This is a genomic window from Cohnella rhizosphaerae (assembly GCF_029525575.1).
Lineage (GTDB): Bacteria > Bacillota > Bacilli > Paenibacillales > Paenibacillaceae > Cohnella > Cohnella rhizosphaerae.
In genome coordinates, this window is the sequence record NZ_JAPDIA010000001.1 from 628,737 (window position 1) to 654,820 (window position 26,084).

At 56.4% G+C, this 26,084-nt stretch carries 20 protein-coding genes and 3 pseudogenes; 1 reads left to right on the forward strand and 22 read right to left on the reverse strand.

What is annotated here, in order from left to right; genetic code table 11:
* Nucleotides 1-188: 188 nt before the first annotated feature.
* The 10 genes and pseudogenes from OMP40_RS02990 to OMP40_RS03035 all read right to left on the reverse strand — a co-directional run bounded on the left by OMP40_RS02990 (nucleotide 189) and on the right by OMP40_RS03035 (nucleotide 9,898).
* Nucleotides 189-773: a DNA-binding response regulator gene (locus OMP40_RS02990; protein WP_277528997.1), complete on the reverse strand. Its 585-nt coding sequence runs from the start codon at nucleotides 771-773 to the stop codon at nucleotides 189-191.
* Between the two features lie 125 nt (nucleotides 774-898).
* A complete protein-coding gene (locus OMP40_RS02995) occupies nucleotides 899-1,549 on the reverse strand; it encodes a bifunctional 4-hydroxy-2-oxoglutarate aldolase/2-dehydro-3-deoxy-phosphogluconate aldolase (protein WP_277529000.1) in 651 nt (216 codons plus the stop codon).
* A complete protein-coding gene (gene kduD, locus OMP40_RS03000) occupies nucleotides 1,546-2,295 on the reverse strand; it encodes a 2-dehydro-3-deoxy-D-gluconate 5-dehydrogenase KduD (RefSeq protein WP_277529002.1) in 750 nt (249 codons plus the stop codon). The genes OMP40_RS02995 and kduD overlap by 4 nt, the downstream gene beginning before the upstream one ends.
* A gap of 294 nt (nucleotides 2,296-2,589) precedes the next feature.
* A pseudogene (locus OMP40_RS39700) lies at nucleotides 2,590-3,072 on the reverse strand (DeoR/GlpR family DNA-binding transcription regulator); the annotation flags it as partial.
* Between the two features lie 30 nt (nucleotides 3,073-3,102).
* Nucleotides 3,103-3,936 carry a 5-dehydro-4-deoxy-D-glucuronate isomerase gene (gene kduI, locus OMP40_RS03010; RefSeq protein ID WP_277529004.1) on the reverse strand — a complete coding sequence of 278 codons (834 nt, stop codon included), beginning with the start codon at nucleotides 3,934-3,936 and terminating at the stop codon, nucleotides 3,103-3,105.
* A 1,023-nt stretch (nucleotides 3,937-4,959) separates the two neighbouring features.
* Nucleotides 4,960-6,264 (reverse strand): group II intron reverse transcriptase/maturase, encoded by a 1,305-nt coding sequence (gene ltrA, locus OMP40_RS03015; RefSeq protein WP_277529006.1) that lies wholly within the window; start codon nucleotides 6,262-6,264, stop codon nucleotides 4,960-4,962.
* Nucleotides 6,265-6,910: 646 nt separating this feature from the next.
* Entirely contained in the window at nucleotides 6,911-7,492 is a 582-nt protein-coding gene (locus OMP40_RS03020; RefSeq protein ID WP_277529007.1) for a hypothetical protein, read from the reverse strand.
* On the reverse strand, nucleotides 7,489-8,316 hold the full coding sequence (locus OMP40_RS03025) for a hypothetical protein (protein WP_277529009.1): 828 nt from the start codon (nucleotides 8,314-8,316) through the stop codon (nucleotides 7,489-7,491). The genes OMP40_RS03020 and OMP40_RS03025 overlap by 4 nt, the downstream gene beginning before the upstream one ends.
* 51 nt (nucleotides 8,317-8,367) lie before the next feature.
* Entirely contained in the window at nucleotides 8,368-9,219 is an 852-nt protein-coding gene (locus OMP40_RS03030) for a GNAT family N-acetyltransferase (protein WP_277529011.1), read from the reverse strand.
* Nucleotides 9,220-9,538: 319 nt separating this feature from the next.
* Nucleotides 9,539-9,898 (reverse strand): winged helix-turn-helix transcriptional regulator, encoded by a 360-nt coding sequence (locus tag OMP40_RS03035; protein ID WP_277529013.1) that lies wholly within the window; start codon nucleotides 9,896-9,898, stop codon nucleotides 9,539-9,541.
* A 134-nt stretch (nucleotides 9,899-10,032) separates the two neighbouring features.
* Here OMP40_RS03035 and OMP40_RS03040 point away from each other — a divergent pair, with 134 nt between their 5' ends.
* Nucleotides 10,033-10,665, forward strand: coding sequence for an FMN-dependent NADH-azoreductase (locus OMP40_RS03040; RefSeq protein ID WP_277529015.1), 633 nt, complete (start codon nucleotides 10,033-10,035; stop codon nucleotides 10,663-10,665).
* A gap of 123 nt (nucleotides 10,666-10,788) precedes the next feature.
* Here the strand turns inward: OMP40_RS03040 and OMP40_RS03045 are convergent, their stop codons facing one another.
* From OMP40_RS03045 to OMP40_RS03100, 12 genes and pseudogenes are all read right to left on the reverse strand, one after another.
* A complete protein-coding gene (locus OMP40_RS03045) occupies nucleotides 10,789-11,907 on the reverse strand; it encodes a GerAB/ArcD/ProY family transporter (protein WP_277529016.1) in 1,119 nt (372 codons plus the stop codon).
* Between the two features lie 20 nt (nucleotides 11,908-11,927).
* On the reverse strand, nucleotides 11,928-12,404 hold the full coding sequence (locus tag OMP40_RS03050) for a Ger(x)C family spore germination C-terminal domain-containing protein (protein ID WP_277529019.1): 477 nt from the start codon (nucleotides 12,402-12,404) through the stop codon (nucleotides 11,928-11,930).
* Nucleotides 12,401-13,027 (reverse strand): Ger(x)C family spore germination protein, encoded by a 627-nt coding sequence (locus tag OMP40_RS03055; RefSeq protein ID WP_277529021.1) that lies wholly within the window; start codon nucleotides 13,025-13,027, stop codon nucleotides 12,401-12,403. Before OMP40_RS03055 ends, OMP40_RS03050 begins: the two co-directional genes overlap by 4 nt.
* Nucleotides 13,028-13,033: 6 nt before the next feature.
* Nucleotides 13,034-13,678: a spore germination protein gene (locus OMP40_RS03060; RefSeq protein ID WP_277529233.1), complete on the reverse strand. Its 645-nt coding sequence runs from the start codon at nucleotides 13,676-13,678 to the stop codon at nucleotides 13,034-13,036.
* Nucleotides 13,679-13,742: 64 nt separating this feature from the next.
* A pseudogene (locus OMP40_RS39705) lies at nucleotides 13,743-14,972 on the reverse strand (spore germination protein); the annotation flags it as partial.
* Nucleotides 14,973-15,531: 559 nt separating this feature from the next.
* Complete coding sequence (locus OMP40_RS03070; RefSeq protein ID WP_277529023.1) at nucleotides 15,532-17,274, reverse strand: S-layer homology domain-containing protein; 1,743 nt, start codon at nucleotides 17,272-17,274, stop codon at nucleotides 15,532-15,534.
* Entirely contained in the window at nucleotides 17,156-20,341 is a 3,186-nt protein-coding gene (locus OMP40_RS03075; RefSeq protein WP_277529025.1) for an Ig-like domain-containing protein, read from the reverse strand. The genes OMP40_RS03070 and OMP40_RS03075 overlap by 119 nt, the downstream gene beginning before the upstream one ends.
* Before the next feature lie 91 nt (nucleotides 20,342-20,432).
* On the reverse strand, nucleotides 20,433-20,912 hold the full coding sequence (locus tag OMP40_RS03080) for a hypothetical protein (protein ID WP_277529027.1): 480 nt from the start codon (nucleotides 20,910-20,912) through the stop codon (nucleotides 20,433-20,435).
* Between the two features lie 552 nt (nucleotides 20,913-21,464).
* On the reverse strand, nucleotides 21,465-23,879 hold the full coding sequence (locus tag OMP40_RS03085; protein WP_277529029.1) for a glycoside hydrolase family 31 protein: 2,415 nt from the start codon (nucleotides 23,877-23,879) through the stop codon (nucleotides 21,465-21,467).
* 85 nt (nucleotides 23,880-23,964) lie between these two features.
* Complete coding sequence (locus tag OMP40_RS03090) at nucleotides 23,965-24,849, reverse strand: carbohydrate ABC transporter permease (RefSeq protein ID WP_277529234.1); 885 nt, start codon at nucleotides 24,847-24,849, stop codon at nucleotides 23,965-23,967.
* A gap of 18 nt (nucleotides 24,850-24,867) precedes the next feature.
* Nucleotides 24,868-25,759, reverse strand: a pseudogene (locus OMP40_RS03095) (ABC transporter permease).
* A gap of 63 nt (nucleotides 25,760-25,822) precedes the next feature.
* The gene (locus OMP40_RS03100) at nucleotides 25,823-26,014 is read right to left on the reverse strand and encodes a hypothetical protein (RefSeq protein WP_277529030.1); all 192 of its coding nucleotides are present in this window, start codon (nucleotides 26,012-26,014) and stop codon (nucleotides 25,823-25,825) included.
* Nucleotides 26,015-26,084: the final 70 nt, after the last annotated feature.

Here is a 26,084-nt window from a genome sequence, read left to right on the forward strand (position 1 = left end):
TAACGATGTGCAACATCACTATTGCCCCTGGATCACGCCTCTCCAGCCAACTAACAATGTGCCGCATCCTTCTTTGCGCTCAACCTCGCACGCCCTTCATTTTGTTCTCCATGGTTCGGCTTTTTCGCCGAGTTTATAAGTTCGAATACGCGTTGAACCCGACGCGACCGCCAACCAGGCATCGTCAATCAACTCATGGAGCATCTTGCGCGCATACTGCAAACTGATACTAACGGCAAACTGATTTCTTCAGGAGTAAACGACCTCTTATAGCCTACGGCAAGACGAACGATCTCACGTTTGAGCAATGAAAGCTCGGATCGATCGCTCGTTTTGAAATCGCCATACAGCTTGCCCATCACTTGCCATACAAACTGCTGGCATTTCCGCGGGTGCTCCCTGATCATATCCAGCGGTATTCGAAAAACTTTCCATCCGTCCAACGTCAGCTGATTCTGCCGATCCCGTTCGTACTCGAAGGTGCGCCGATTGACATGTTTGCCGTGCGTCGCAAAATCGTCGATCTCCCAATCGATAAGATGCGGCGGCCGTACATAGGCAAAATCAAGGTAGAAGGAGCCGTCCCGGTGGCTCGGAACTTCAAATTCGGCATGCAGAAAATCAAAGTTGCCACTTAGCGGCCACCAGATATTTTTGGCGAACAGCTTCTCGGATTCTCCATGCCCTTCCAGAAGACGGCGACGCGATTCCCCGGCCCGGCCTTTCGCCTGATCCGCCATCCAAAACGCATGTCGATTTTCGAACATATCCATATCCCTGGCCTCCCTTTATGTACGAAGAACGCAAAAAAACCGCCAACTCCATTCGGAGAGGCGGTGTGCTTCACTCGCGTTCAATACTTCCAATACTTTTATAATACTCGGTCCGGCCGGCTTGTTCAACCCTTCGCTACCTCATCCGCATACGCCCGCACGAGCTTCGCCAGCGCCTTGAAATCGCCGTCCGCGACGAGCTTCTTGTCCACCAGGTTGCCGCCCAGGCCGACGGCTACGGCGCCGGCGTCCAGCACGGACCGGATGTTCTGCAGGTTCACGCCTCCGGTCGCCACCATCGGGATGTGGTTCAGCGGCGCGCGGATCTCTTTGAGGTAACCGATGCCGAGGCTGCCGAGCGGGAATACTTTGACCGCCGTCGCGCCTGCCTTGTAGGCTGCCACGATCTCGGTCGGCGTCATCGTGCCCGGCCACACCTCGATGCCCTGCTCGACGCCGAAGCGGACGACCTCAAGATCGAGGTTCGGCGAGATGATATACTCCGCCCCCGCCGCCGCAGCTTCCTTGGCTTGCCCCAGATCGAGCACCGTGCCCGCGCCGATCCGCATGCGGCCCTCGTAGCGCTCGCGGAACCGCGAGATCATGCCGAGCGCGCCGTCGGTGTTAAGCGTCACTTCGAGGAAGACGACGCCTCCCTCCGCCAGCGCTTCCGCCGTCGCATCTCCTTTATCCTCCGCGATGCCCCGGATAATGGCGACGATCTTGCTCGCCGCCAGCGACTTCATCAGCTCGCTCTGCTCTCTGCCCGTCGTCATCGCGCCAGCCAACCTCCGTCCACGCACAGCACATGGCCGTTGAGATAGTCGGACGCGGCGGAGGCGAGGAACACGACCGGCCCCTTCATGTCTTCGGGCTGACCCCAGCGTCCTGCCGGGATGCGGTCGGTGATCGACTGATAGCGGGCCTGGTCCGCCACGATCGGCGCCGTATTGTTCGTCGTCATGTAGCCCGGCGCGATCGCGTTGACCTGGATGCCCTTGCTCGCCCATTCGTTGGCGAGCGCCTTCGTGATGCCCGCGACGCCATGCTTGCTCGCCGTGTAGCCGGGCACGTTGATGCCGCCCTGGAACGTCAGCATCGAGGCGATGTTGATGATCTTGCCGCTGCCGCGCGCGATCATATGGCGGCCGGCTAGCTGGCTAAGGAAAAAGACCGCGTTCAGGTTCAGGTCGATGACGTCGAACCAGTCCTGCGCCGCATGGTCCGCGGCCGGCGTGCGCCGGATCGTCCCCGCGTTGTTCACGAGAATATCGATGCTGCCGTAAAACGAGAGCGCCTTCTCGAACACGCCCTCCAGCCCATCCAGCTCGCTCAGGTTCGCGGAGATCTGCTCGATCGTCCCGCCCGCTTCGCGTACGGCCGCTACCGTCGCGTCGCAATTGGAGGAGGCGACCGCCACGATCTTGGCGCCGGCCTCGGCGAGCCCCATCGCCATCGCCTGACCCAGTCCGCCGGATGCGCCGGTGACCAGCGCCGTCTTGCCGGTTAAGTCGAACAACATTGGCTCTATCCTTCTTTCTCTTCGTTGATAAGCAATCGGACGCCCGCTTGCCGGTACTGCGCCGCCACCTCGGGAGAGAGTCCTGCATCGGTGACGATCGCCTCGACCTCGGTCAACTGCGCAAACGTGAACAGCGCTCCCTGCCCAAACTTGTGATGGTCCGCCGTCACGTAGGACAGCTGGGCCGTCTCGATGAGGGCGCGCTTCATCTCGCTGAATTCCCCCCGTGTATATCGTGAAGCCGGAGTCCGGCTGAACCCCCGTCGCCGCGAGAAATGCCTTGCGGATGTTGAGCTTCCGCACGTAAGCGACCGCATCGGCGCCGACCAGCATGTTGCGCACCCGGTAGCCGCCGGGTACGACGAGCCGAATCGCGTCCTTGCGCACGAGCTCGCTGATGATGACGATGTCGTTGGTCACGACGGTCATCGGCTGGTTCGGCAGCTGCCGGGCCATCTCCTGCGTCGTCGTGCCGCCGTCGAGCGCGACGATGTCGTTCGGCTCGATCAGGGACACCGCCAGCCTTGCGACCTCCGCCTTCTCGGCGGCATGGCGCGCGACCGGATTTTTGAGCGACAGGATGCCGAGCTGGTCCGCCTGCGCGAGCACCGCGCCGCCGTGCATCCGCTGCAGCAGCCCCTTTTCCTCGAGCTTCGCCAGATCCTCGCGGATCGTTTTTCCCGTCACCTCAAGCCGTTCGCTGAGCTCTGCCACCGTCACCTCGTTCGCGGCCAGCAGCATCTCCATGATCATCTCGTGTCTGCGCAGAGGGTTCATTGCCGAATCTCCAATCCTAGCGATTTCCTTCTATTTTATATCTTTCATCGCGACGGCATCCATATCCTCGAAAATTTGATTTTCGCCGGCCATGCCCCAGATGAACGTATAGCTGCTCGTGCCGACGCCGCTGTGGATCGACCAGCTCGGCGAGATGACGCTCTGCTCGTTGCGCACGGCCAGGTGGCGCGTCTCCTGCGGCTCGCCCATCAGGTGGAAGACGACGCCGTCCTCCGGCATGTCGAAGTAGAAATAAACCTCGGAGCGGCGGTTGTGCGTATGGCAGGGCATCGTGTTCCACATGCTGCCGTCCTTGAGCAGCGTCATGCCCATGACCAGCTGGCAGCTCTGGATGCCGCCGGTGTGAATGTAGCGATAAATCGTGCGTTCGTTCGAATTGGTCAGGCTGCCGAGGTGGTTCGGCGAAGCTTCGCTGATCGCGGCCTTCACCGTCGGGTACGTCTTGTGGGCGGGCGTCGAGTTCAAATAGAACTTGGCCGGCTGCGCGCCGTCGTCGCTCGCGAACAGCACTTCCTTGGCTCCGAGGCCGATGTAAAGGCAATCCTTGCTCGCCATCGCGTACGTTTCGCCGTCGACCGTTACCGTGCCCGCGCCGCCGACATTGATGATCCCGATCTCGCGGCGTTCCAGGAAGGTAGCGGCGCCGATCGACTTGGCATCTGCTTCAAGCTTGACTGAGCCCTTCACCGGCAACGCGCCGCCGACGATAAAGCGGTCGACATGCGTGTAGGTGAGCGTCAACTGGTCCGGCTTGAACATCTCCTCGATCAGGAATTCCTCGCGCAGGCGTGTCGTGTCAAATGCTTTAACTTCACGGGGATGGGATGCATAGCGGTTTTCCATAAATTAAATCCTCCAATTGTTTATTTTGGTTCATAAAAGTTCGGATAGGTTTATTTTAATGCAACTTAGGTTCATTTACAACCTAAAAAAGAAAAAGCGCTTTGTTGCACGCGTAAAATGCAGCCTGCGACCTTTGTTTGCGCATTAGCGTGCAGCGAACGGACCGAGGAGCCCTTATTTTTATTCCGATCACGATTTATGGCTTGCCCGCGGACCCAGGCGCCGCTATCGCGGGCTTGACGGCGCTTTTTTAGCCTTCATCCAGGCTCATAAGGTCTCCCCGGTCCGAAACGCTCGCAAAAATACGGTTTTTACGAAAATAGCGCTTCCTGAGTCCGATACTCGCTGATGAACAAACACTCGACACATGCGCCGCTTCGTCACATTAGTCCTATGTAGGAACAAATCCACTCGATCCAATCGCCCCTGCGTCACATAGTCCTATGTAGGAACAAATCCACTCGATCCAAGCGCCACTGCGTCACATAGTCCTATGTAGGAACAAATCCACTCGATCCAAGCGCCCCTGCGTCACATAGTCCTATGTAGGAACAAATCCACTCGATCCAAGCGCCCCTGCGTCACATAGTCCTATGTAGGAACAAATCCACTCGATCCAAGCGCCCCTGCGTCACATAGTCCTTTGTAGGAACAAACCCACTCGATCCAAGCGCCCCTGCGTCACATAGTCCTATGTAGGAACAAATCCGCTCGCTCTACACGTCTCTGCTTCACATTAGTCCTATGTAGGAACAAATCCACTCGATCCAAGCGCCCCTGCGTCACATAGTCCTATGTAGGAACAAATCCGCTCGCTCTACACGTCTCTGCTTCGTATTAGTCCTATGTACGAACAACCCACTCGATCCAAGCGCCGCTTCGTAGAGTAGAGAACTGAAATTTCATCGGAGGGCGCAAGCCCTCCTTTTACTTTTCCAGCTCCCCCTGCATCAAACCGGACGTGAGGTTTTCCCTCATCCGGCTTTCCGATGTTCTTCGTCCTTCAGCGTTACGGTACTCTCTTTAGCTGGCGAGTTTCTTTAGTCCTGCAAGCTGTGCCGCCATGGCGGCTTGCCTGGACTTGCTGTGTTTCTTACGACGGTTGCGCTTCTTGTTCCAGAACAGCATGAGGCGTTTTCGGATGTACCAGTCGATCTTGTTCAGGAATGGGTCGGCAAAGGAATCAAGCGCGTAGTAGTTCTTCCACCCCTGTATCTTGGGGTTCAGTTCCGCCACCATCTGGTTCATCGTCCAGTACAGGCGATTTCTCGGCTCGGTCGCTTCCTTCACCTTCTGTCTCATGCTCTTCATCGCCTTCTTGGACGGGTAGCTGCGGAGGATAGACACCGTTTTGTTTCCTTTCAGCTTCTTCGGTATTTTCCGGTGATGCATCCCCAGAAAATCGAATCCCTGTTTGTCGTCCCACAGGTTGATGAGCTTCGACTTTTCCCTGTTCATCTCGACTTCTAGCTTTCCGAATACCGCCTTGAGCACGTCAATCGCTCTTAGCGCTTGTTCCTTGTTTCTGCACAGGATCACAAGATCATCGGCGTATCTCACCATCGTTCCCGTCTCTGCGAACTTCTTCTCCCAGATGGTATCCAGGTAGTTCAGATACAGATTTGAAAGTAACGGGGAGATGACGCCGCCCTGCGGACTTCCCAGGTTGGTTTCGTGAAACTGATCATCCTTCACGAATCCTGCTTTCAGCCACTGTCGGATCAGCTTCAGTACCCTTCGGTCACTGATCCGCTGCTCCACCAGTTGCATCAGTTTGTCATGGGCAATGTTGTCAAAGTAGCCGCGAATGTCGATGTCGACCACCCAGTAGACGCCCTTCTTCACCGCTCGGCGGATATGCCGAATCGCCCCATGCTGGCTGCGCTTGGGTCTGAATCCGTATGAGCAGTCTTTGAAGTCCGCTTCGGAGATCGGTTCCACCACGATTTTCGTCGCCATTTGCACGACTCTGTCCCGGATCGCCGGAATGCCCAGCGGCCGCATCTTGCCGTCCGCTTTCGGAATCTCCTTGCGCCTTGCCGGTAGTGGGCGATATTCTCCGTTCCTGAGTGTCGTCTGGATTTCGTCCACAAATCGTTCTTCGCCGATGACTTTCACGATGTGGTCGATGGTCATTCCATCCACCCCACCGCTTCCGCCGTTTCCCTTGACTCTCTTCCATGCTTCCCATAGGATGTCGCTGCGGTGTATCTTGTCGTATAACGCATGAAATCGCCGCCGCGGATTTTCCTTGGCTGCAAGGCTTAGTGCTTGTTGGAGTTTTTGAGCTTTAGCTTTGGCGTCGTTAGCAGGTTGACCTGCATTCACTGACTCTTACCTCCTCCAAGTACATGAACAAAGCAGGGGCCCTTCCCTCCATGAGGTTTTGTTGTCCTCACTTCATCGGTACTATGGCCCCCCTCCGACTCCCTTCCCGCAGCTCGCCACTTCACCTTTTGGACTTATAGGTCTGCTCCTTACGAAAAAAGAAAATTTCGTGCGGGGGGGGAGGGTCTCCCTAGTTCCAGACACAACTTTCTCGGCATGCCGTTCCCCGTACACCGGAGAGTTCTTCCGCGCTGCGCTTCCAAGGGCTTCACGCGTTCCATGGCCTTCGCCCATGTGACCGGGGCTCGACTCTCTCTTGTCCCTTTCGGGTCTTTTTTTTGACGATGCGGCAGGATTCACTTCATGTTACGGCCTGTCGATTTGCTCGCACTCCGCAGAGTTACTTTGTCACGGGGCTTCAACCTTAGGATCTCTCCACCAGTTGCCCGTCAGCTACGAGGCGACTTGGCTCTTACCTCGACCGGACTTCCACCGGCTAGTTGTGCCTAGCTTGGCTAGGCGCGCTTCGCATAAAAAAAGCCACGCGTCCTTTTGGACGCATGACTTTTCAACGTTCTATGCCTTTCGTTGACACTTTTCTCGTTGACGCTTTTCGCTCGGTACCGTTCCCTCTCCCGCTTCTTACTTACATTTCCCCGGCCCTTGCCGCCGCATACTCGCGACCGAACCTACTTACCCGCATGACCAGCCAAATCCCCGCCACGAACTGGCCGAGGCCCGCCAGCACTGCAATTCCGGTCACCAATCCGTGCCATCCGTTCAAGCTGAAGGGCAGCACGAACAGCATGACGGCGCCCATGGCGAGACTTGTATTCCACACGGCGCGGAACGCTCGGGCCGAATCGAAGAGACCAATCGAGGCAGCCGTGCGCTCGAATCCCTCGCAAATGCCGTATAGCAGCGCAAGCAAACCAAGCAGCGAAAGCCCGATCGGAAGCAAAGCGGGCAGCGAGTAATATCGATTCACCTGTGCGATCGTCGCGGCTACCGGCATAACGCCCGCAAGCTCGGCGATCGCCCCGATGAGCAGAATGACTGCCGCGATTTTCGCGATCCCGAACGCCGGCTGACGAACCGGCTGATTGGCGAGGCCAATCAGAATTAATATAAAGCCAAGCGCGTCCGGCAGCAGGTCGAAATTATTCAACCGAAAGTCGAACAGCATCAGTCCCAGTCCCCAAGCGATCTGCGAGCAAGCGGTCCTCATTCCGTCGCTCCCCTCTGTGCTTTGACGTACGCACGAATGGCCGCCTCCGACGGATAGGGCTGCCGCTCCAGCGGAATCATTTGAACGCGCTCGGTGCCATCCGCATCCGAATATTCAAGCCGGAGCCGCATCGAGACGGGCTGCAGGTAAAGCTGCGAATCCGCCGGAACGTGAAAATTTGAGATGAACGATATCGACTCGTCAGCCTCGACCGCTTGCGGAAAGACGACGGCCTCTTTTCCCGCATGCAGTTCATACGTAAAGGTGGAGCCCAGCTCGTTCAAAAAAGCGGAGCTGAAGCCGTTGAGAGTGACAGGTTTATCCACCTGAAAGGCGGCCGTCTGCGTCCCGTTCGAAGATGAAGAACTGTTCGTCTGGCTGATCGAACCGCCGCTCGCCCAATCCCCCCGGTACACGATCATCTCGCCGATATCCGCTTTTCCCCGCGTGCCATCGCTGTAGTATACGTCGACCGAATGGATCGTAAGCGGCGGCGCCTTCCCGAACGGCGTATCGTCCGAATCCCCGTTGAAATGCCCGATCAACCGATATATCCTCTGATTCCGGAACGTCATATATTCCGAGACCGGATAAAACTGCAGCGCCGACAGCCCCTCGATCGAGACCGACAGGGGCAGCCGCTTGTCGTCATTGTTCGTGATGTAATACAGCCAGAAAGCGTCCCCGGGCGAAGCGGTCGCCTCGATGCGATGCGATAAGAAGCGACCTTCCGGCAGCCGGTTCGTTTGATGCGAATAAAGGTTGTAGCCCCAGCTTGCGACAATAAGGACGACGACGATCCATACAACGTACGACTTCCGCAAACGATCTCCCCTTTCCCATTCACCGTTCCCCTTGCCTATTATCCGACGCGCTCAACCGTCCAGCCGCGTCCAGGTTGTCCGCACGTATCCAAGCTTCATCCCGGCCCGCTCCATATTCCGATGGCTCTGGGACAAGTACGCGCATTGGCTCGCTGCGATCCCGCACCCTCTCCGGTGCGCCTCGTCGATTCTGGCGTCCAGCAACCGCCGGTGAAGCCCTCTGTTCCTGTATTCCGGCAGAACGGCCGCGAAGGTGAACGAGGCTTTGTCGCCTTGGGTAAAAAGAACGCCGGCGGCGGCAGCGACGCCATCCGCATAGGCAAGATAAAACTGCCAGCCCGGGCGCCCGTACAGCACGCGATTATTCGCCGCGACAGGCGGAATTCCCGCCTCCGGCAGGCCGGTCGCCCTGCAGTGAATGGCCGCGTACAGCTCCATTTGACCTTCCCGGAGCGCTTCGATCGAGATCGTGCCCGAACCCGCGTCCGAATCCTGAGCCGAGCCCGCCCCCGCCCGTCTCTCTTCTCTTCGCTCGGGCCGCATATACATAGAAGTATGAGTGCCGGAGGGATAAAATCCCGCTTCGGTCAGCTTCCTGAGCAGATTCGGGCTCGCCAGGGCAGGCACCGCTTCGAATTGAACGGCGCGCTCCCTTTCTTCATAGAACGCAACGATCGATTCAATCTCGTCCGCATCCGCCTCGGAGAGTCCTTTTACCGTGTTAAAGGCAGGCCAAGGCATCGTCTTGCTGTAAAAGCCTACGGCATTTCCGAATCGCGCGATCTCCACGCCTTCGGGGTTGCCCGGCCTGCCTTGAATCGCCCGCATGCGATCCGTCATAAATTCGATCTCCGACGCTTCGATATCGCGGACGAGCGCGAGCGACGGCAGTAATCCGTTCATAGAGAATGCCTCCAGGAATAAGATTCATCCCCTGATTTTACCACTCTCTGTTCGCGAATGACTACAGGATCTCGCTCTTGAATGAAATGTCTGCTGAATTTGCGCGGAACTAAAATTGTTTAAACAACGGGAGACGTACCACAAGTAACGGCAAGTTTTTAGGGAAAAATCTCGAAGGAGCCTTCAATAACACGTTGACCGGCATGGGGTGGGCAAGGGCTGCGCTCAACGGAAATTCGGCGCAAACGGGCTTGTGCGAGGTTTTTGGGCTTGCGCTTTTCTAGACATGCCTCATAAAACGGACTAGCGTAATGCCGCGCTAGTGCGTTTCTGTTTGTTCATTATTCTCCTCTTTGAGCCGCTTTCGCTCCACATGGGACGCTCCCCATTGATGTAAGACTTCCAGAATTGGAGACAGGCTCATGCCGTATTCCGTGATGGAGTATTCCACTTTCGGCGGGATCTGCGGATAAATGACTCGTTTAACGAGCTCTTCCTCCTCCAATTCGCGCAGATGGAGCGTAAGCATCCTTTGCGTGATATCAGGCAGTAATCTTCTTAGCTCATTGAACCGCAGCGGTTTGCCTTGAAGCAAATGGTAAAGAATCATCGGTTTCCACTTGCCGACGATCGAATCCAGCGCCGCAACGAATTGACATGGGACAGGGTTCCTTTGCATGTGTTGGCCTCCGTTACAGTACTCTTTTTCATACTATACCACATTATTGTGCCTACTATAAATAAGTAAGTACATAATATATGATCAGTCTTGAAAGTGTACTTGATTTTATTACAGAAAGGAAGTTTTGATTCATGGCAACTGTATTGTACATCACCGCACATCCCCTCGATCCTCAGGAATCTTTTAGCCTCGCGGTAGGTAAAGAATTTATTGAAGCGTACCGCGAAGCTAATCCAACAGATGAAGTCGTTCATTTGGATCTGTACAAAGAGAATATTCCGCAAATCGATGCAGATGTTTTGCATGGTTGGGAAAAGCTTCGGTCGGGTTCGTCTCTCGATCAACTGTCCGAAGCCGAGCAATCAAAAGTAGTTCGGCTTGACGCGATTGTCGATCAATACGTGGCTGCCGATAAGTACGTGTACGTTTCTCCAATGTGGAATTTCTCGATCCCGCCGGTTTTGAAAGCATACACGGATACGACTTCAATTCCGGGCAAGACATTCAAATATACCAAGAATGGTCCTGTAGGTCTGTTGTCCGGCAAGAAAGCCTTGCACATTCAAGCTAGCGGTTCCGTTTATTCGGAAGGTCCTCTTGCTGAAGTTGAAATGGGATACAGCTATCTGAAAAAGATTTTGCAGTTCTATGGGATTCAATCTTTAGAGGCCATTTTTGCTGAAGGAACGGCATCGTCAGAGCGGGCTCCAGTGATTAAAGAAGAAGCAATTGCGCATGCTAAGGAGGTTGCCAAACGTTTCTAATAACTCCTGAGTCCGGTACTCGCCGATCAATAAAGCCACGCAGCTTTCCGGCTGCGTGGCTTCGTTCGATAACGCGATTTCTAACGATCACGTGACTTCGTTCAATATTTTACCACTCCCTGCTCACGAATGACGATATGCGCCGTTCAACCCGGCTTCGCCGAAAAACGCGAGATGACGAAGACGAGCGTGATGTACGCGAACACCAGAAACTCGCCTGTCTTCGCATACATGTCGATCAGTTTCCTCGTAACTCCGGGATCTTTGTCCAAAAAAAAATAAAATCAAGAATAACGCCAGCGCGCCGGCCAGCGCATATCTCGGTCTCACCCGCAGTTGCTGCTTTAGGCTATGGCAGGCGGCCCAGAGGCCGAGCGAGATGTTCGACACCATTTTGAGCAGCCATAAATTGAGAACGACGTATTCGAGACGCTGCATGAGCGGCACGTGAATGATAGAGACGATGCTTAGCGTCGGCCAGACGGTCTCCTTCAACTGCTGCGGGCTGAAAAACATGATCGCGATCAGCAGCATGACGATATAGATGAAGGCGGCCGCGCCTGCGGACAGGTAAGCCCATTTGGCGGAGCGGGCGCCGTCCTTCATGTACGGATACACGGCCATAAGCGCCACGCAGCCCAAAAATTGCTGGGCCATCAGCCTGGTCGAGCCGAAGATCGCGGCTGCGCCGTGATCGATCGCCGGCATCAGATTTTGCGGATGCAAAAATGGAAAGACGAGCACCGTCTGCGGCAGCACGAACAAAAAGATGCTGAGCGTCCCCCAGAAGCATATGCCGGCAACCGTCTGAATCCCGCCAGACACCGTATAGTACAGCAAAATGAAGATGCAGAGCACGAGCGGCCACTGATTCATTTCCGGAAATATCCACACCTCGATCACCTGCAAATAAAAGCGAAGCGTCAAAAACGCGCCCCACAAAAAATACAAGACGAAGCACAGATTCAAAGCCGCGCCGACTACAGGTCCGAAATACCGCTTGTTGACGGCCACAAGATTGGCCCCGGCGGCTTCCTGACGCGCGAGGATGCCGTACATCATCCAGATCATAAAGACAATGAACAGCGACGCCGCCAACACGGCGATCCACGTATCCTGCTCCGACAGCGCCGCGACATGCCGCTGAAAATCCATAAGTCCCGCTCCGACAAGGCTGACGTAAAGCAAGAAAAACAGATGGATGGCCGACAGCGTATACTTGTCGCTTTTCGTCGTGTCCAAGAACGCCCCTCCTCGCTGCTTTAATCGATCGTCCCGCTCTGCATCAGCTTCGCGCGCACGCGCACTTCGGTTTTCATCGACGGATAGGACGCATAGAACGCCTCTCTGTCCCAATGCCGCCGATGCGTCCGGGCGTAATCGCCGAAGCCGGCCGGATCGATGCGCAGCTTTTGACACTTTGCAATAAAATCGGATAAGCCTGTCTGGATGAACCGTTCGATCGTACGCTCCATCTGCTCGGCTTGCGATGCATCCTCGATGCTCACCGATTCCGAGATGCTCTTGATGCCGACGGTCATCTGCAGCGCGATCTTGAAGGAAGGCGCCGGGCCGTTCGTGCGGAGCGTCCAGGAGGGACGGGAATTCAAAATGCGCAGCAGCAAAAACTGATCCTCGCCCTCCTTCTCCCCGAGCGAAACGAGCAGCATGCCGGCGCGCGTCCTCTCGGATAGCAGCTTCAAATACAGCATTTCCGCACCTTTGGCGACGGCGATCATCCGATCCTCCTTGAACAGGGCGACCCCTCCCGCCTGCGGCCGATGGCGGCTGTCCATCGTGATATAGGGCAAGAAAAATCGCGGCCTTCGCCGTAATAGCTGTACATCACCTCCTGCAGATTTTTCCCCGGCAGCTCGGCCGTTCTCGAATTCTGCTCGATCATGCTCGTAAGAAACAGCGTATCGTCGGAGTCGGCGGTCGCCGCCATCGTCTCTCTCGCGGACGTATCCGCGACGGCCAGCAAACAGCGGTTCTGAACCTTCACGTCGCGGGACAGCATCTTCAGCACATGCGCGATGCCATGCTCGGCATACGCTTTGCCGAAGAGCATGAGCTTCATCTGGCCGTATTCGATCGGCTTGTTGGTCTGACGATTCAGCAGCGGCACCATATCGAAGCTGTTGTACGACGCCGTCTCGAGCAGCTTGAGCTTGGTCTTGTCCTGCTCGGTATACTCCCCGACCAGCATGCTCGTCACGATCTTTCCGTCCTGCCTGTCGTAGCCCGCCGTCTGGACGAGCGAGATCCGGTCCACGATCTGCGAGCTGCCGCAGCCGCACAGGGCGAGCGTCAGCAACGACAGCGCAGCAGCCCGACGGACCTTTTTCCATGTTGCCCGCATCCATGCTCACTCCTCGTCAAAGTCGTTGGATCTCCGCTCGGGCTTCGGCTTGTAACGCAGCTTCGAAGACGGCTTCAGGTAGGAAGGCCGCGAGCCAGTAACGGAATAAGAGGATCGCACCAGGCTGTCCTTCAAATCTTTGGCCCGGACGGGGAAAAACGGGACGGTATACGGATACCCGAGCGATCGGAGCCTGGACAGATGCACGAGCAGGAAGCAGACGCCCATCGCGATGCCCAGACTGCCCCACGCCGCTGCGAGCAGGATGATGGGAAAACGCAAAAAGCGGATCGCGTTGGACATTTTGTAGATCGGCGTGACAAAGGATGTGAGCGCGGACAGCGACACGATGATGATCAAAATGTTGCTGGTGAGCGAAGCCTCGACCGCCGCCTGGCCGAGAATGACGCCGCCGACGATGCCGAGCGACTGCCCGATGCGGCTTGGCAGGCGCGCGCCGGCTTCGCGGAGGAACTCGACGGTGATCTCCAGGAAGAGCACCTCGAGAAACGGCGCGAACGGCACGTTTTCCCGGGAGTAGATCAGCCGGCCGAGCAGCTCCTTCGGAATGACTTCGTAATGGTACGTCATCAGCGCCACATAGAAGGAGGAGGCGAACAACGAAAAAATAACGCCGAAAATGCGAATCATCCGGAAAAAAAGAACCTAAAACCCAAGGCAGAAAATAGTCTTCCGGCGAAAGGAAAAAATCGAACAGCGTGGACGGACCGGTGATGAAGTACGGCGAGCCTTCGCTGATCACGGCCACCTGTCCCGTGATCAGCGCGTAGACGACCCGGTCCCGGCGCTCGGTCGTCGTGAACAGCGGGAACGGCGTCCTTGAATTGTCCGCGATGATCTGGTCGAGCTGCGAGGTGTCGAAAACGACGTCGAAGTCGATGTCGCGCAGACGCTTCTCCATCTTCGCGACATTCTCGTCGTTCGCGATGCCGTCGATATACAGCATGGCGACTCTCGAGCGGGAGACGCTGCCCACGACGATCTCCTTGAGCAGCAGATCCGGCGTGTTCAACTGCGCGCGCAGCAGATGGATGTTTGTATCGAGGTCCTCGATGAAGCCGATCTTCGGACCGACGACGCTGAACTCCATGTCGGTCTCGTTGCTCGCACGCAGCCCTTTCTTGGCCGGCAGCGGGACGAGGGCGCATTCGCCCTCCGGATCGTTGCCGGGATAGGCGAGCAGATAGCCCTTGAAAATAAGCTTGCGTAACCGCTCCGGGTCGGGATCGGTCTCGACGCCGTCCATCGGGACATGCGCGAGCAGCGACTTCAGATCGCTGCTCTCCTTCGCCTGCGTCGAGGCTTGCAGCGCATGCAGAAGATGGCCGAGCGCCTCCTCGTCGATCAGCGTTTTATAGTAAGAGAAGCTGAAGCTGATTTTCCCGGTCGTTAAAGGCGTCGTCACAAAATCTACGGAGCGCTTGCAGCTGTCGAGGACGGCCGTCCTGGTGTCCCATTGTTGTTCCGGCATAAGCATCCCTCCGTTGGCCGGCTGCTCCCGCCTTTTCCAGTAGTATCCGGTTATCGGGGGGGCTTTATGCACGGGGCCGATCCGCAAAAAGCTCCGCCGGCAGGCTGGGCCTGAGGGCGGAGCTTTTTTGGATGAACCTTGTTTTATTCGACCAGCCGGACCGCGAGCTGCACGTTGGCGCCAGGATCGGGAAACATCAACGTTCGATCGCCGATGTCGCCGCGCCATGCCGGGGCGCGTACCGCCGTCGTTTACGTTTTTGGTACCGGTTCCGCCCTTCTGGGCGTTGTATCTCCGGGAGATGCCGCCTACGGACAGATTCGAGATCTGCCCCATATTGGCGACGTTAAATTTTGAAATTCTCGCAGCATAGTTGCGCTGCACGAACCGAATGTCTACCGACAGCACGTTGATGAGGCGATCGTCGTCATGCAGATCCAGCATGACCGGCATATTGATCGCCGCCTGGAAGCCTGCAGCGCAACGGCATCGATCATGCCCGATTTATAAAGGTTGGAGCGAAGGTTGGCTTCGCGGTCTTCCATCGAAGTTGAAGCATTATTGGGACTTTGCCCATTGGCTTGCGGACTGTTGTCGCTCGCATATCGTCGCTCGCATATCGTCGCCCACGCCCGCCCACGCCGCCTATTTGCAGAAATGCCTGCAAATTTACATCTTTATTTGCCGATGTCAGCTCTTTTAGACTGAAAAGATGCAAATTTACATTTATTTTTCTTCAGCTGCCGCATTTCCGGCTTGTGCTTTGAATTTACCTGCACATTTGCATCTTTTTCATCGCGCGTTGTTGATCCGAAAAAAAATACCTGTATGAATGCAGTTTTATCGACCTGCAACACGACCGAGAAGAGCCGGCACCCCAAATGCGCGCTTACCTGCCCGCAAACCGCCGCCGAATTTTTGAGGAGCCGGCCAAATTGCTCGATGATGGGGAACGGCCGCCGAACGCAAAGAGAGCGGATCGCTCCGCTCTCGCTTGTTGTATAACGTATTTTTACAGCCGCTCGATCATTCTCATGATCAGCACGGCCGCTTCCGCCCGCGTGACAGAAGCGAGGGGCGAAAATTGGTTCCCCTCTTGCCCCTTCATTAGCCCGGCTTGCTGCGCGGATGCCACCGCCGCCTTCGCCCACGCCGGAATGGCGTTCGCATCCGCGAACGAGAGCGCCGTCTCCGACGTTTCCGGCAATTGCAGCGCACGCGCCGCGATCGCCGCAAGCTCCGCCCGGCTCATAAGCGCTCCCGGCCGGAACGTACCGTCCACGAAGCCCTGAATCAGCCCTTTCGCCGTCGCTTCCGCAACGGACGAACGCGCCCATGCCGGAATGCCTGCCGCATCCGTGAATGTCGTCGGCTCCGCGCTAACAGCTGCGCCGCCGCTCAGCTTCAGTGCGCGGCTGAGCATGACCGTGAATTCCACGCGCGACACCTGCTGGTTCGGACGGAAGGTGCCGTCTTGATACCCTGTCAGGATGCCTTTACCGACCGCCGCTTCGATCTCCGTCTTCGCCCAATGACCGGTTACGTCGCTAAGCTGGATAGCAGGCTTTTCCGGCGGCGTAGTCTGTTCGACAACAGAGAGGACGGCGAACGCAGCAAATCGGCTGGTTTGAGCGCTAAAGACATCTCCATTCAGGCTTCCGTCCATTTCTGTCCACTGATCTGCTGCTTCGTCGTACGCGAACAGGGCGACTCTGCGGTCTTCGCCGATCGTTGCGGAATCGAGTCTGATTTGCAGCGACATCTGCAGTTGGAGCGTATCCTCGATATTTTTGCTTAAACGGAAAACCATGCTCAGCGCCCGTGCATCGCCGGGCAGGCGCAGTTCGTTCGCATCAAGCCTTTCTAACGTCAGTGAAAAGGAGCGGCTCGCCGCTTGGACCAATACAGAAACGTTGCCCTTGTCTCCTATACTTGCCGCGCACACGCCGATTCCGCAGTTGACTACGATGCGTGAGGGATCCGATGGTGTCGGAATCGGAGCGTAATCTACATGAACATTCACGCTCGCCGTCTTGTTATTCGGGTTCGTCGAACCCGTCGGCGCCGTCAGCGTACCGACGAACGCATACGTGCCCGGCTTCGACCCGTCGTACGCTGGCGTGCCGCCGTTCCACGTCACCGTCGCCGACTTCGTTTCCCCGCTGCTCAACGTCACACTCACCACGGACGACAGACCCGCAGCACCTAACGTCGTGCCATACGGCACATGAATATCCGACAGCGTCCCTACCGTCGACACCGTCGGCAGTTCCACCACCACATTCACGCTCGCCGTCCTGCCATCCGGATTCGTCGATCCCGTCGGCGCTGTCAGCGTACCGACAAACGCATACGTGCCCGGCTTCGTTCCGTCGTACGCCGGCGTGCCGTCGTTCCATGTCACCGCCGCCGATTTGGTATCCCCGCTGCTCAGGGTTACGTCTACCGCAGCTGGCAGTACCACGTCTTCCAGTTTCGTGCCATAGGGCACGCGGATGTCGGTTAGCGTGCCCACCGACAATACGGTCGGCAGTTCCACGATAACGTTGATGCTCGCCGTCTTGGCGTCCGGGTTCGTCGAGCCTGCTGGTGTCGTCAGCGTACCGACGAACGCATACGTGCCCGGCTTCGTCTTGTCATACGCCGGTGTACCAGCGTTCCAACTCACCGTCGCAGACTTGGTATCCCCGCTGCTCAGGGTTACGCCTACCGCAGCAGGTAGTCCCGCGTCTTCCAGTTTCGTGCCATAGGGCACTCGGATGTCGGCTCAGGGCGCCCACCGACGATACGGTCGGCAGTTCCACGATAACGTTGATGCTCGCCGTCTTGTTATCCGGGTTCGTCGAAGCCGTCGGCACCATCAGCGTACCGACGAACGCATACGTACCGGGCTTCGTTCCGTCGTACGCCGGCGTGCCGTCGTTCCATGTCACAGCCGCCGACTTGGTATCCCCGCTGCTCAGGGTTACGTCTATCGCAGCAGGTAGTCCCGCGTCTTCCAACTTCGTGCCGTATGGCACATGAAGATCGGTAATCGTGCCTACCGACGATACCGTTGGCAGCTCCACCACTACATTCACGCTCGCCGTCCTGCCATCCGGGTTCGTCGATCCCGTCGGCGCTGTCAGCGTACCGACAAACGCATACGTACCCGGCTTCGTTCCGTCGTACGCCGGCGTGCCGTCGTTCCATGTCACAGCCGCCGACTTGGTATCCCCGCTGCTCAGGGTTACGTCTATCGCAGCAGGTAGTCCCGCGTCTACCAGTTTCGTGCCGTATGGCACATGGATGTCGGCTAGCGTATCTACCGACGATACGGTCGGCAACGCGACGATAACGTTGATGCTCGCCGTCTTGTCATCCAGGTTGGTCGAACCTGCTGGTGCAGTCAGCGTACCGACGAACGCATACGTGCCCGGTTTCGTCTTGTCATACGCCGGTGTACCAGCGTTCCAACTCACCATCGCAGACTTGGTGTCCCCGCTACTCAGGGTTACGTCTACCGCAGTAGGCAGTCCCGCGTCTTCCAACTTCGTGCCGTATGGCACATGAAGATCGGTAATCGTGCCTACCGACGATACCGTTGGCAGCTCCACCACTACATTCACGCTCGCCGTCCTGCCATCCGGGTTGGTCGAACCAGTCGGCGCTGTCAGCGTACCGACAAACGCATACGTACCCGGCTTCGTTCCGTCGTACGCCGGCGTGCCGTCGTTCCATGTCACCGCCGCCGACTTGGTATCCCCGCTGCTCAGGGTTACGTCTATCGCAGCAGGCAGTCCCGCGTCTTCCAATTTCGTGCCATAAGGCACGCGGATGTCGGCTAGGGTGCCCACCGACGATACGGTCGGCAGTTCCACGATAACGTTAATACTCGCCGTCTTGTCATCCAGATTGGTCGAACCTGCTGGTGCAGTCAGCGTACCGACGAACGCATACGTGCCCGGCTTCGTCTTGTCATACGCCGGTGTACCAGCGTTCCAACTCACCATCGCAGACTTGGTGTCCCCGCTGCTCAGGGTTACGTCTATCGCAGCAGGCAGTCCGGCATCTTCCAGCTTCGTGCCGTATGGCACATGAAGATCCGTCAGCGTACCTACCGACGATACGATCGGCAACGCGACGATAACGTTGACACTCGCCGTCTTGCCATCAGGATTCGTTGAACCAATCGGCGCCGTCAGCGTACCGACAAACGCATACGTGCCCGGCTTCGTCCCGTCGTACGTCGGCGTGCCGTCGTTCCACGTCACCGCCGCCGACTTCGTTTCCCCGCTGCTCAGGGTTACGCCTACCGCAGCAGGCAGTCCCGCGTCTTCCAGCTTGGTGCCGTATGGCACATGAAGATCGGTAATCGTGCCTACCGACGATACCGTTGGCAGCTCCACCACCACATTCACGCTCGCCGTCTTGCTGTCCGGGTTGGTCGAACCCGTCGGTGCCGTCAGCGTACCGACGAACGCATACGTGCCCGGCTTCGTCCCGTCGTACGCAGGCGTGCCGCCGTTCCACGTCACCGCCGCAGACTTGGTATCCCCGCTGCTCAGGGTTACGCCTACCGCAGCAGGTAGACCCGCGTCTTCCAGTCTCGTGCCGTATGGCACATGGATGTCGGCTAGGGCGCTCACCGACGATACGGTCGGCAGTTCCACGATAAGGTTGATGCTCGCCGTCTTGTCATCCAGGTTGGTCGAGCCTGCTGGTGCAGTCAGCGTACCGACAAACGCATACGTGCCCGGCTTCGTCCCGTCGTACGCCGGCGTGCCGTCGTTCCACGTCACCGCCGCCGACTTCGTTTCCCCACTGCTCAGGGTTACGCCTACCGCAGCAGGCAGTCCCGCGTCTTCCAGCTTGGTGCCGTATGGCACATGAAGATCGGTAATCGTGCCTACCGACGATACCGTTGGCAGCTCCACCACCACATTCACGCTCGCCGTCTTGCTGTCCGGGTTGGTCGAACCCGTCGGTGCCGTCAGCGTACCGACAAACGCATACGTGCCCGGCTTCGTCCCGTCATAAGACGGCGTGCCGCCGTTCCAACTCACCATCGCCGACTTCGTTTCCCCGCTGCTCAGCGTTACACTCACCGTAGCAGGCAGTCCCGCGGCACCTAACGTCGTACCGTACGGCACATGAATATCCGTCAGCGTGCCGACCGTCGACACCGTCGGCAGCTCTACGACAACATTGACGCTCGCCGTCATGCCGTCCGGATTGACCGTGCCTGATGGCGCCGTCAGCGTCCCGGTAAAAACATAGGTGCCCGGCTGCGTGCGGTCGTATGCCGGAGCGCCTCCATCCCATGTTATAGCCGCCGACTTCGACGTTCCGTTGCTAAGCGACATGTTGACGTTGCTCGGCAGTCCGAGCCCGCTCGGCATCGTACCATAGGGCACGCGAATATCCGTCAACGAGGCGACGGATAAAATATTGATCACCTTCCAGTGGGCATAAAGCGTCGCGCTGCTCGTGTTCGTAATCGAGTTAATCGGCGTCGTATCCGTAAACGGTACGCCGTCAAGCGTATACCATCCGTCAAACTCGTAGCCCGCAGGACTGGGGCTCGTCAAGCTCGACCCTGCGGCCTGCACCGTCGAGGACAATACGTGCAGCGAGGCCGGCGGCGTGCCCGGCGCGCCATTCAGGTTAAACGATAGATCGTAGGCATTGCCGCTGACCGTCACGCCAGTAACCGGGCTGCTGATCGTTCCGGTATTCTGGATGGTGCCGTCGCCGCTAAGCGAACCGGCGCCCTCAATCGTTCCCGAATTCTCGAACGTAATTCCTGCGGGGATAACCAGCTTTTGACCGTTCGGTATCACGATCTTGCCGCTGTTGCTCAAAGAACCGAAAGTGGAGTTGGTCGAGCCGGGACCAATCGCAGAGAAACCAGAGACATTGCCGGTTGAAGGCTTAACGATGCCCCCCGGTAATCGTCACCGCCGCGCCGGACGCACCGTATCCGCCGCCGATTCCAGATCCGCCATTATTGCCGGTCGCATTGACGGTCCCGCCGTTGATCGTCACCGTACCGCCTGCGCCTTGCAATCCGCCGCCGATGCCTGAACCGCCGTTTCTGCCGGTCGCATAGACGGTCCCGCCGCTGATCGTCACCGTACCGCCTGCGCCTTGCAATCCGCCGCCGATGCCGGCCGAGCCGTTGGCAGCTCCCATTGCATTAATGGTGCCGCCATTGATAATGATGGTTCCGGCAGCTTCCAGATAAGCCGATCCGATGCCGGCACCGTAGCCGCCCGAGCCTCCCGTCGCATTCAACGTTCCGCTGCCAAGCGTATCAGTAATCGTGAGCGTCGTACCGGCAATAACCCCGAGCGCAGCCTGATCGCTTGATACGGGTGCCGTAATCGACAGCGTATTTCCTTTCAGATCCAACGTTAGACTTTTCCCCGATGGCAAAGCGATCGTACCCGACGTTTGTATAATATTGTCGCCTAACACGATCGTATCGCCGCTCGGTGCATTTGCAAATGCATCGGACAGTTCGCTCCACGAGGCTACCGTCCTGTCGGCTGCGTATGTTGGCCCGGGACCGATTGCAAGGACGCCGCCGAACAACAGCATGAGGCACAGACTGCCGAGGAGCCATCTCCTTGAGATCCTGGAAAATGTCGACCGTCTTCCCGTTCGATTCATCATCTTCTTCCTTTCATTGCAAAAAATAATAGAGAATATGCTGATAGATGGGTGTAATTTCAAAGCGCCCCGGGCGAAACTACCGGAACCCTGTCCATTCTCGTTTTTGTCAGACACTCGCAGTATATTCTACCATTCATTTAAGAGCTGCGTTATAATATGAACGATAAGTTTCAAAACTGGACTTCTTTCCATATAAAAGAACCCTTTCGAGACACTTCATGTGCCTCTGAAAGGGTCCATCCGAACCGCTGCAAGCCCGGAACCGATTCTCCGATCCTCTCCCGCTCTTTAATTAGAAGGCGCGAGCTTCTGCGTCCCTAGAATGACGAGTTCCATCTCATTAAATGTATTCGGCACTTGCAAGCTGAGCGCCCTCAGCGCTTCGTCATAAGACCAGCTCCCGCCGGATTCCTCTAAACTCATTTTCCCAATAAAAATGGCTTTTGGTGCGAAATTCATCGCTTTGACTTGAAGCTGAAGAAGCCGGCGCTCGTTGTTCATCCCTTTGGACAGATAAGCAAGCTTCAACATCAGCGTATCTTCATTAAATACGGCCGTTGACTGTAATAGGTTGTAAACGCCGCTTTCATAAGCGTAAGTACGCGCATCATCCTCATACCACTGATCGATAGACGTCGAACCCGGCGCTCCGGCATAGATGCTCAGCGTTACGTCCGCCGACTCGTTCATGGCCGGCTTCCATTCATCGTCCGCAAGCTCCGGCAGCAAACTTCCCGCCTTCACATACAGCGGCAGCACGTCCATCGGGGCATGCGCCAGAATGGTGCGGCCGCCTTCATGGCGTTCGCCTGTCCAATAATCGATCCATTCACCTGCCGGCAAATAAACCGGACGATACTCCGTGCTTGGACGCAGGATCGGCGCAACAAGCAAGCTCGTCCCGACCAGGAACTGATCGCATAGATTATACACGCTTCGGTCGTCCGGATACTCCAGAATGAGCGGACGCATGATCGGCAGACCGGTCTTATGCGCTTCATAAAATTGCGTATACAGATAAGGAAGCAGCTTATAGCGCAAACGAATATACTTGCGACAGATGTCCTCGATCTCCGGGCCGAACGACCACGGCTCCTGGCGGATCGACTCCAGCACGCTGTGGTTGCGGCAATACGGGAAGAAAACGCCCGCCTGCGTCCAACGCGCCAGCAGCTCCGGCGTGGTATTGTGGGCAAAGCCGCCGATATCCGGTCCGGAGAAAGGCTGACCGGACAAGCCGAGGTTGAGCACCATCGGGATCGCCATGGCCAAATGCTCCCAAAAGCTGCGATTGTCGCCGGTCCAGGTGGCCGCGTATTTTTGGACGCCAGCATAACCTGCGCGCGTCAGCACGAACGGCCGCTCACCGTCCAGCTGCTTCTTCAAGCCTTGCTGGGTCGCCATGGACATCAGCATGCCGTACAGGTTATGAAGCTCGCGATGCGTTTTCATATCGCCGTCGTTGCCGTGAACGACATCCAGATCCATCGTTTTCGAAGCGTTGAACACGGCCGGCTCGTTCATGTCGTTCCAAATGCCGTGAATGCCGAGCTCCGTATAATATCGGTGCTGCTCGCCCCACCACGAACGCACTTGCTCTTCCGTAAAATCGGGGAACGCGCTCTCTCCCGGCCACACTTTGCCGATAAACACTTCGCCTTCCAGCTTGCGGCAGAAATAATCCTTCTTGGTTCCTTCTATATAAGGCGCGTATTCTGGGTCCTTCTTGACGCCCGGGTCTACGATCGGAACGATCTTGATGCCCATCTCGCCCAGCTCGTCGATCATCTTTTTCGGATTGGGGAACCGCACCGGGTCGAACGTGAACACGCGGTACTCGTCCATGTAGTGAATGTCCAGGTAAATGACGTCGCAAGGAATGTTCTTGCTGCGGAAGTTTCGCGCGAGCATCATGACCTCTTCCTGGTCCATATAGCTGTAGCGGGATTGGTGATACCCGATGGCCCATGCGGGCGGAAGCTCCATTCGCCCCGTTAAGCCGCTGTAACGCCGTACGACATCCTTCAATTCCGGCCCGTACACAAAGTAATAATCGATCGTTCCCGCATGAACCTGGACCGTGTAGGCAATCTCGCTTGTGTGCATATCGAACGTGGAACGCCCCGGATTGTCGAGAAAAATACCGTAAGCCGGCCGATCGTAGCGGAAATGGACGAAAAACGGGATCGACACATACAAGCATTGGATCTCCGGCACATGGGGATCGAACACGTCAGAATTCCACATGTCGTACTTCTCGCCTTTTTTTGTCCAGAAAGCTCGTCTTCTCCCCAGACCGTAAATGTGGGAGTCCTTCTCCATCGCTTTACGGAAGCCGTATTCGCCTCTTCCCGCCCTGTACAGCTCTTGTTCTCTGGAGATTAATTCGCCGTCCGCATCGTAAAAATCGATTCGGGCATTCGCTTTGTGCACGACGACCGCAAGCGCGGGCAGCACCAGCTTGTACTGCTCCGGCTCCTCTTCCAATCGCGCGTCAACCTTGACGTAAGCCTCCCGTTGAACCGCGATCGTCGACTTCAAATCGAGCGCATGGTCGAGCAGCAGCTTCACGCGAACAATGTGATCGTTGACCGGCTGCAGCATAAGCGACGCGTGCGCGCCGCGGAATACATAGACGCCTTGCTCTTTTTTGAACCGACTGAATCGCGCCGATATGCCAATCAGCCTTGGGAGCTTCCTCATGTTCGATTTTATCGGGGTGGATCGTTTCGCTAGTTTGCACGACGATATCTCCTATCCTGTCTAATCATTCTGGTCTGAATTTCCCTTAGCCTTTAACCGAACCGAGCGTGATGCCTTTGACGAAATACTTTTGGAAGAAAGGATAAATGAGCAGCAGCGGCAGCATGGAAATGAAGATTTTCGCCGCATTTAACGTCTGGTTCGACATGGTCGCAAGCCGCTTGGCCGACTCCGCATCGATCTTGGCAGGATTAAGCACGATCGTCACTTGGCGGATATACGATTGCAGCGGATAATTTTCGTTTTTCGTCATTAACACGAGCGCCTGGAAAAACTCGTTCCAATGTCCGACGATCGTAAATACGAGAATGGTCGCCATAACCGGCGTCGATAGCGGCAGGAAAATCCCGAACAGGATGCGCCACGGGCCCGCACCGTCGATCAAAGCGGATTCTTCCATTTCCTTCGGCAGATTTCGGAAGAAATTCATGACGAGAATGACGTTGAAGACAGGCAGCCCGCCGCCCAGCACCAGTCCCCAAATGTTATTGATCATGCCCAGCGACTTCATCGTCATGTACCAGGGCACGAGTCCTCCGCTGAACAGCATGCAAAAGATCAACAGCCACATGAGGATATTTCTAGGCTTGAATTCCTTGGCGGTCTTCGATAGCGGATAGGCCATGAGCAGCACGACGAAGAACGCGATGATCGCCCCGAGGACGACCCGCTCGACCGAGATGAAGAACGACCTGAAAAACTGTCCGTCCTCGACGATGGTTGCGTACGAATTGAACGTTAAGCCTTGAGGCCAGAAAAACACGTCTCCGCCCGCTACGGCCGCCCTGTCGCTCAGGGATACGACGAGCGTATACCAGACCGGCAGGATACATAGAAGCGTGATTAAGATCAGCAGAACTTTATTGACTCCGTTAAAGAGCCTGGCGACAGCGGAACGATCCTCTACCATAGTGATCACGTCTTTCTGTTAGAAAATTCTGTAGTTTGCAAAACGGTAGGCCAGCGTATACGAAACCGAGATGAGAACCAAACCCACAACCGATTTAAGCAAGCCGACCGCCGTCGCAAGTCCGTATTGCATATCGATGAGACCCGCCCGGTAAACCCAGGTGTCGATAATGTCGCCGGTAGAATAAACCGTTGGATTATACAGATTGAATATTTGATCGAAGCCGGCATTTAAAATATTTCCTAGACTTAACGTACCAAGCAAAACGGCGACCGGTAAAATACTCGGAAGCGTAATACGCGTCAACCGTTTAAACTGGGAGGCGCCGTCAATGGCAGCCGCTTCGTACATTTCAGGGTTGATGGAAGTTAAAGCAGCAAAGAAAATGATAGCCGCGAATCCGAATTCCTTCCAGATGTCGCTGAAAACAACCATCCAGGGGAATAGATTAGGATTTGCGAAAAATAGCATCGGCTCGGCGCCGAACATGGAGAGAACCTGATTAATCGGGCCGGCGTAGGAAAAGATATCCAGCATGATGCCCGCGATAATAACCCAGGACAAAAAGTGCGGCAGGTACACGATCGTTTGAACCGACCGGGTAAACAGTCTGTTCTTCACTTCGTTTAACATAAGCGCGAAAACTAAAGGCACGATCAGGTTGCCGAGCATTTTAAACAGCGCGATCACGATCGTATTTTTGAATATGACTTTGCTGTCGTCGAGCTGGAACATGTACTCGAAGTTGTCCAGACCGATCCACTCCGATTTGAATATGCCGAGTCCCGGATTAAAGTCCTTAAAGGCCATCAGCACGCCATACATAGGAAGCACGTTATAAAGCGCGAGCCATATCAAACCGGGGGAGGAGCATCAAAAAATAATGTTTAGAAACGCCTCGGTTAAGCATATCCATTCTCCTTAACAGGATCATCAAGGCGAGTGCAGCTTCCACTCGCCTTGACCCGATCCTTTATTTCAGTTCGTTGACTTCTGCGGTGATCTCGTCTCCGCCTTGCTGCTTCCATTTCGTGACGAAGGTATCGAATTCGTCGACCGGCGCGATTCCCATAATGATTTTCAGGAAGGTCTCGTCTTCGAGCTTCTTCAGGTTGGTCCACTTCGTTTGCATCGTTTTCGTTTGAGCCGTGGCGATGCTCTTCACATAGTTGACGTTTGCATCTACGAACGTAGATCCGCCGTTCAGATGCGCGTAGACGTGGGCGAAGAAGTCC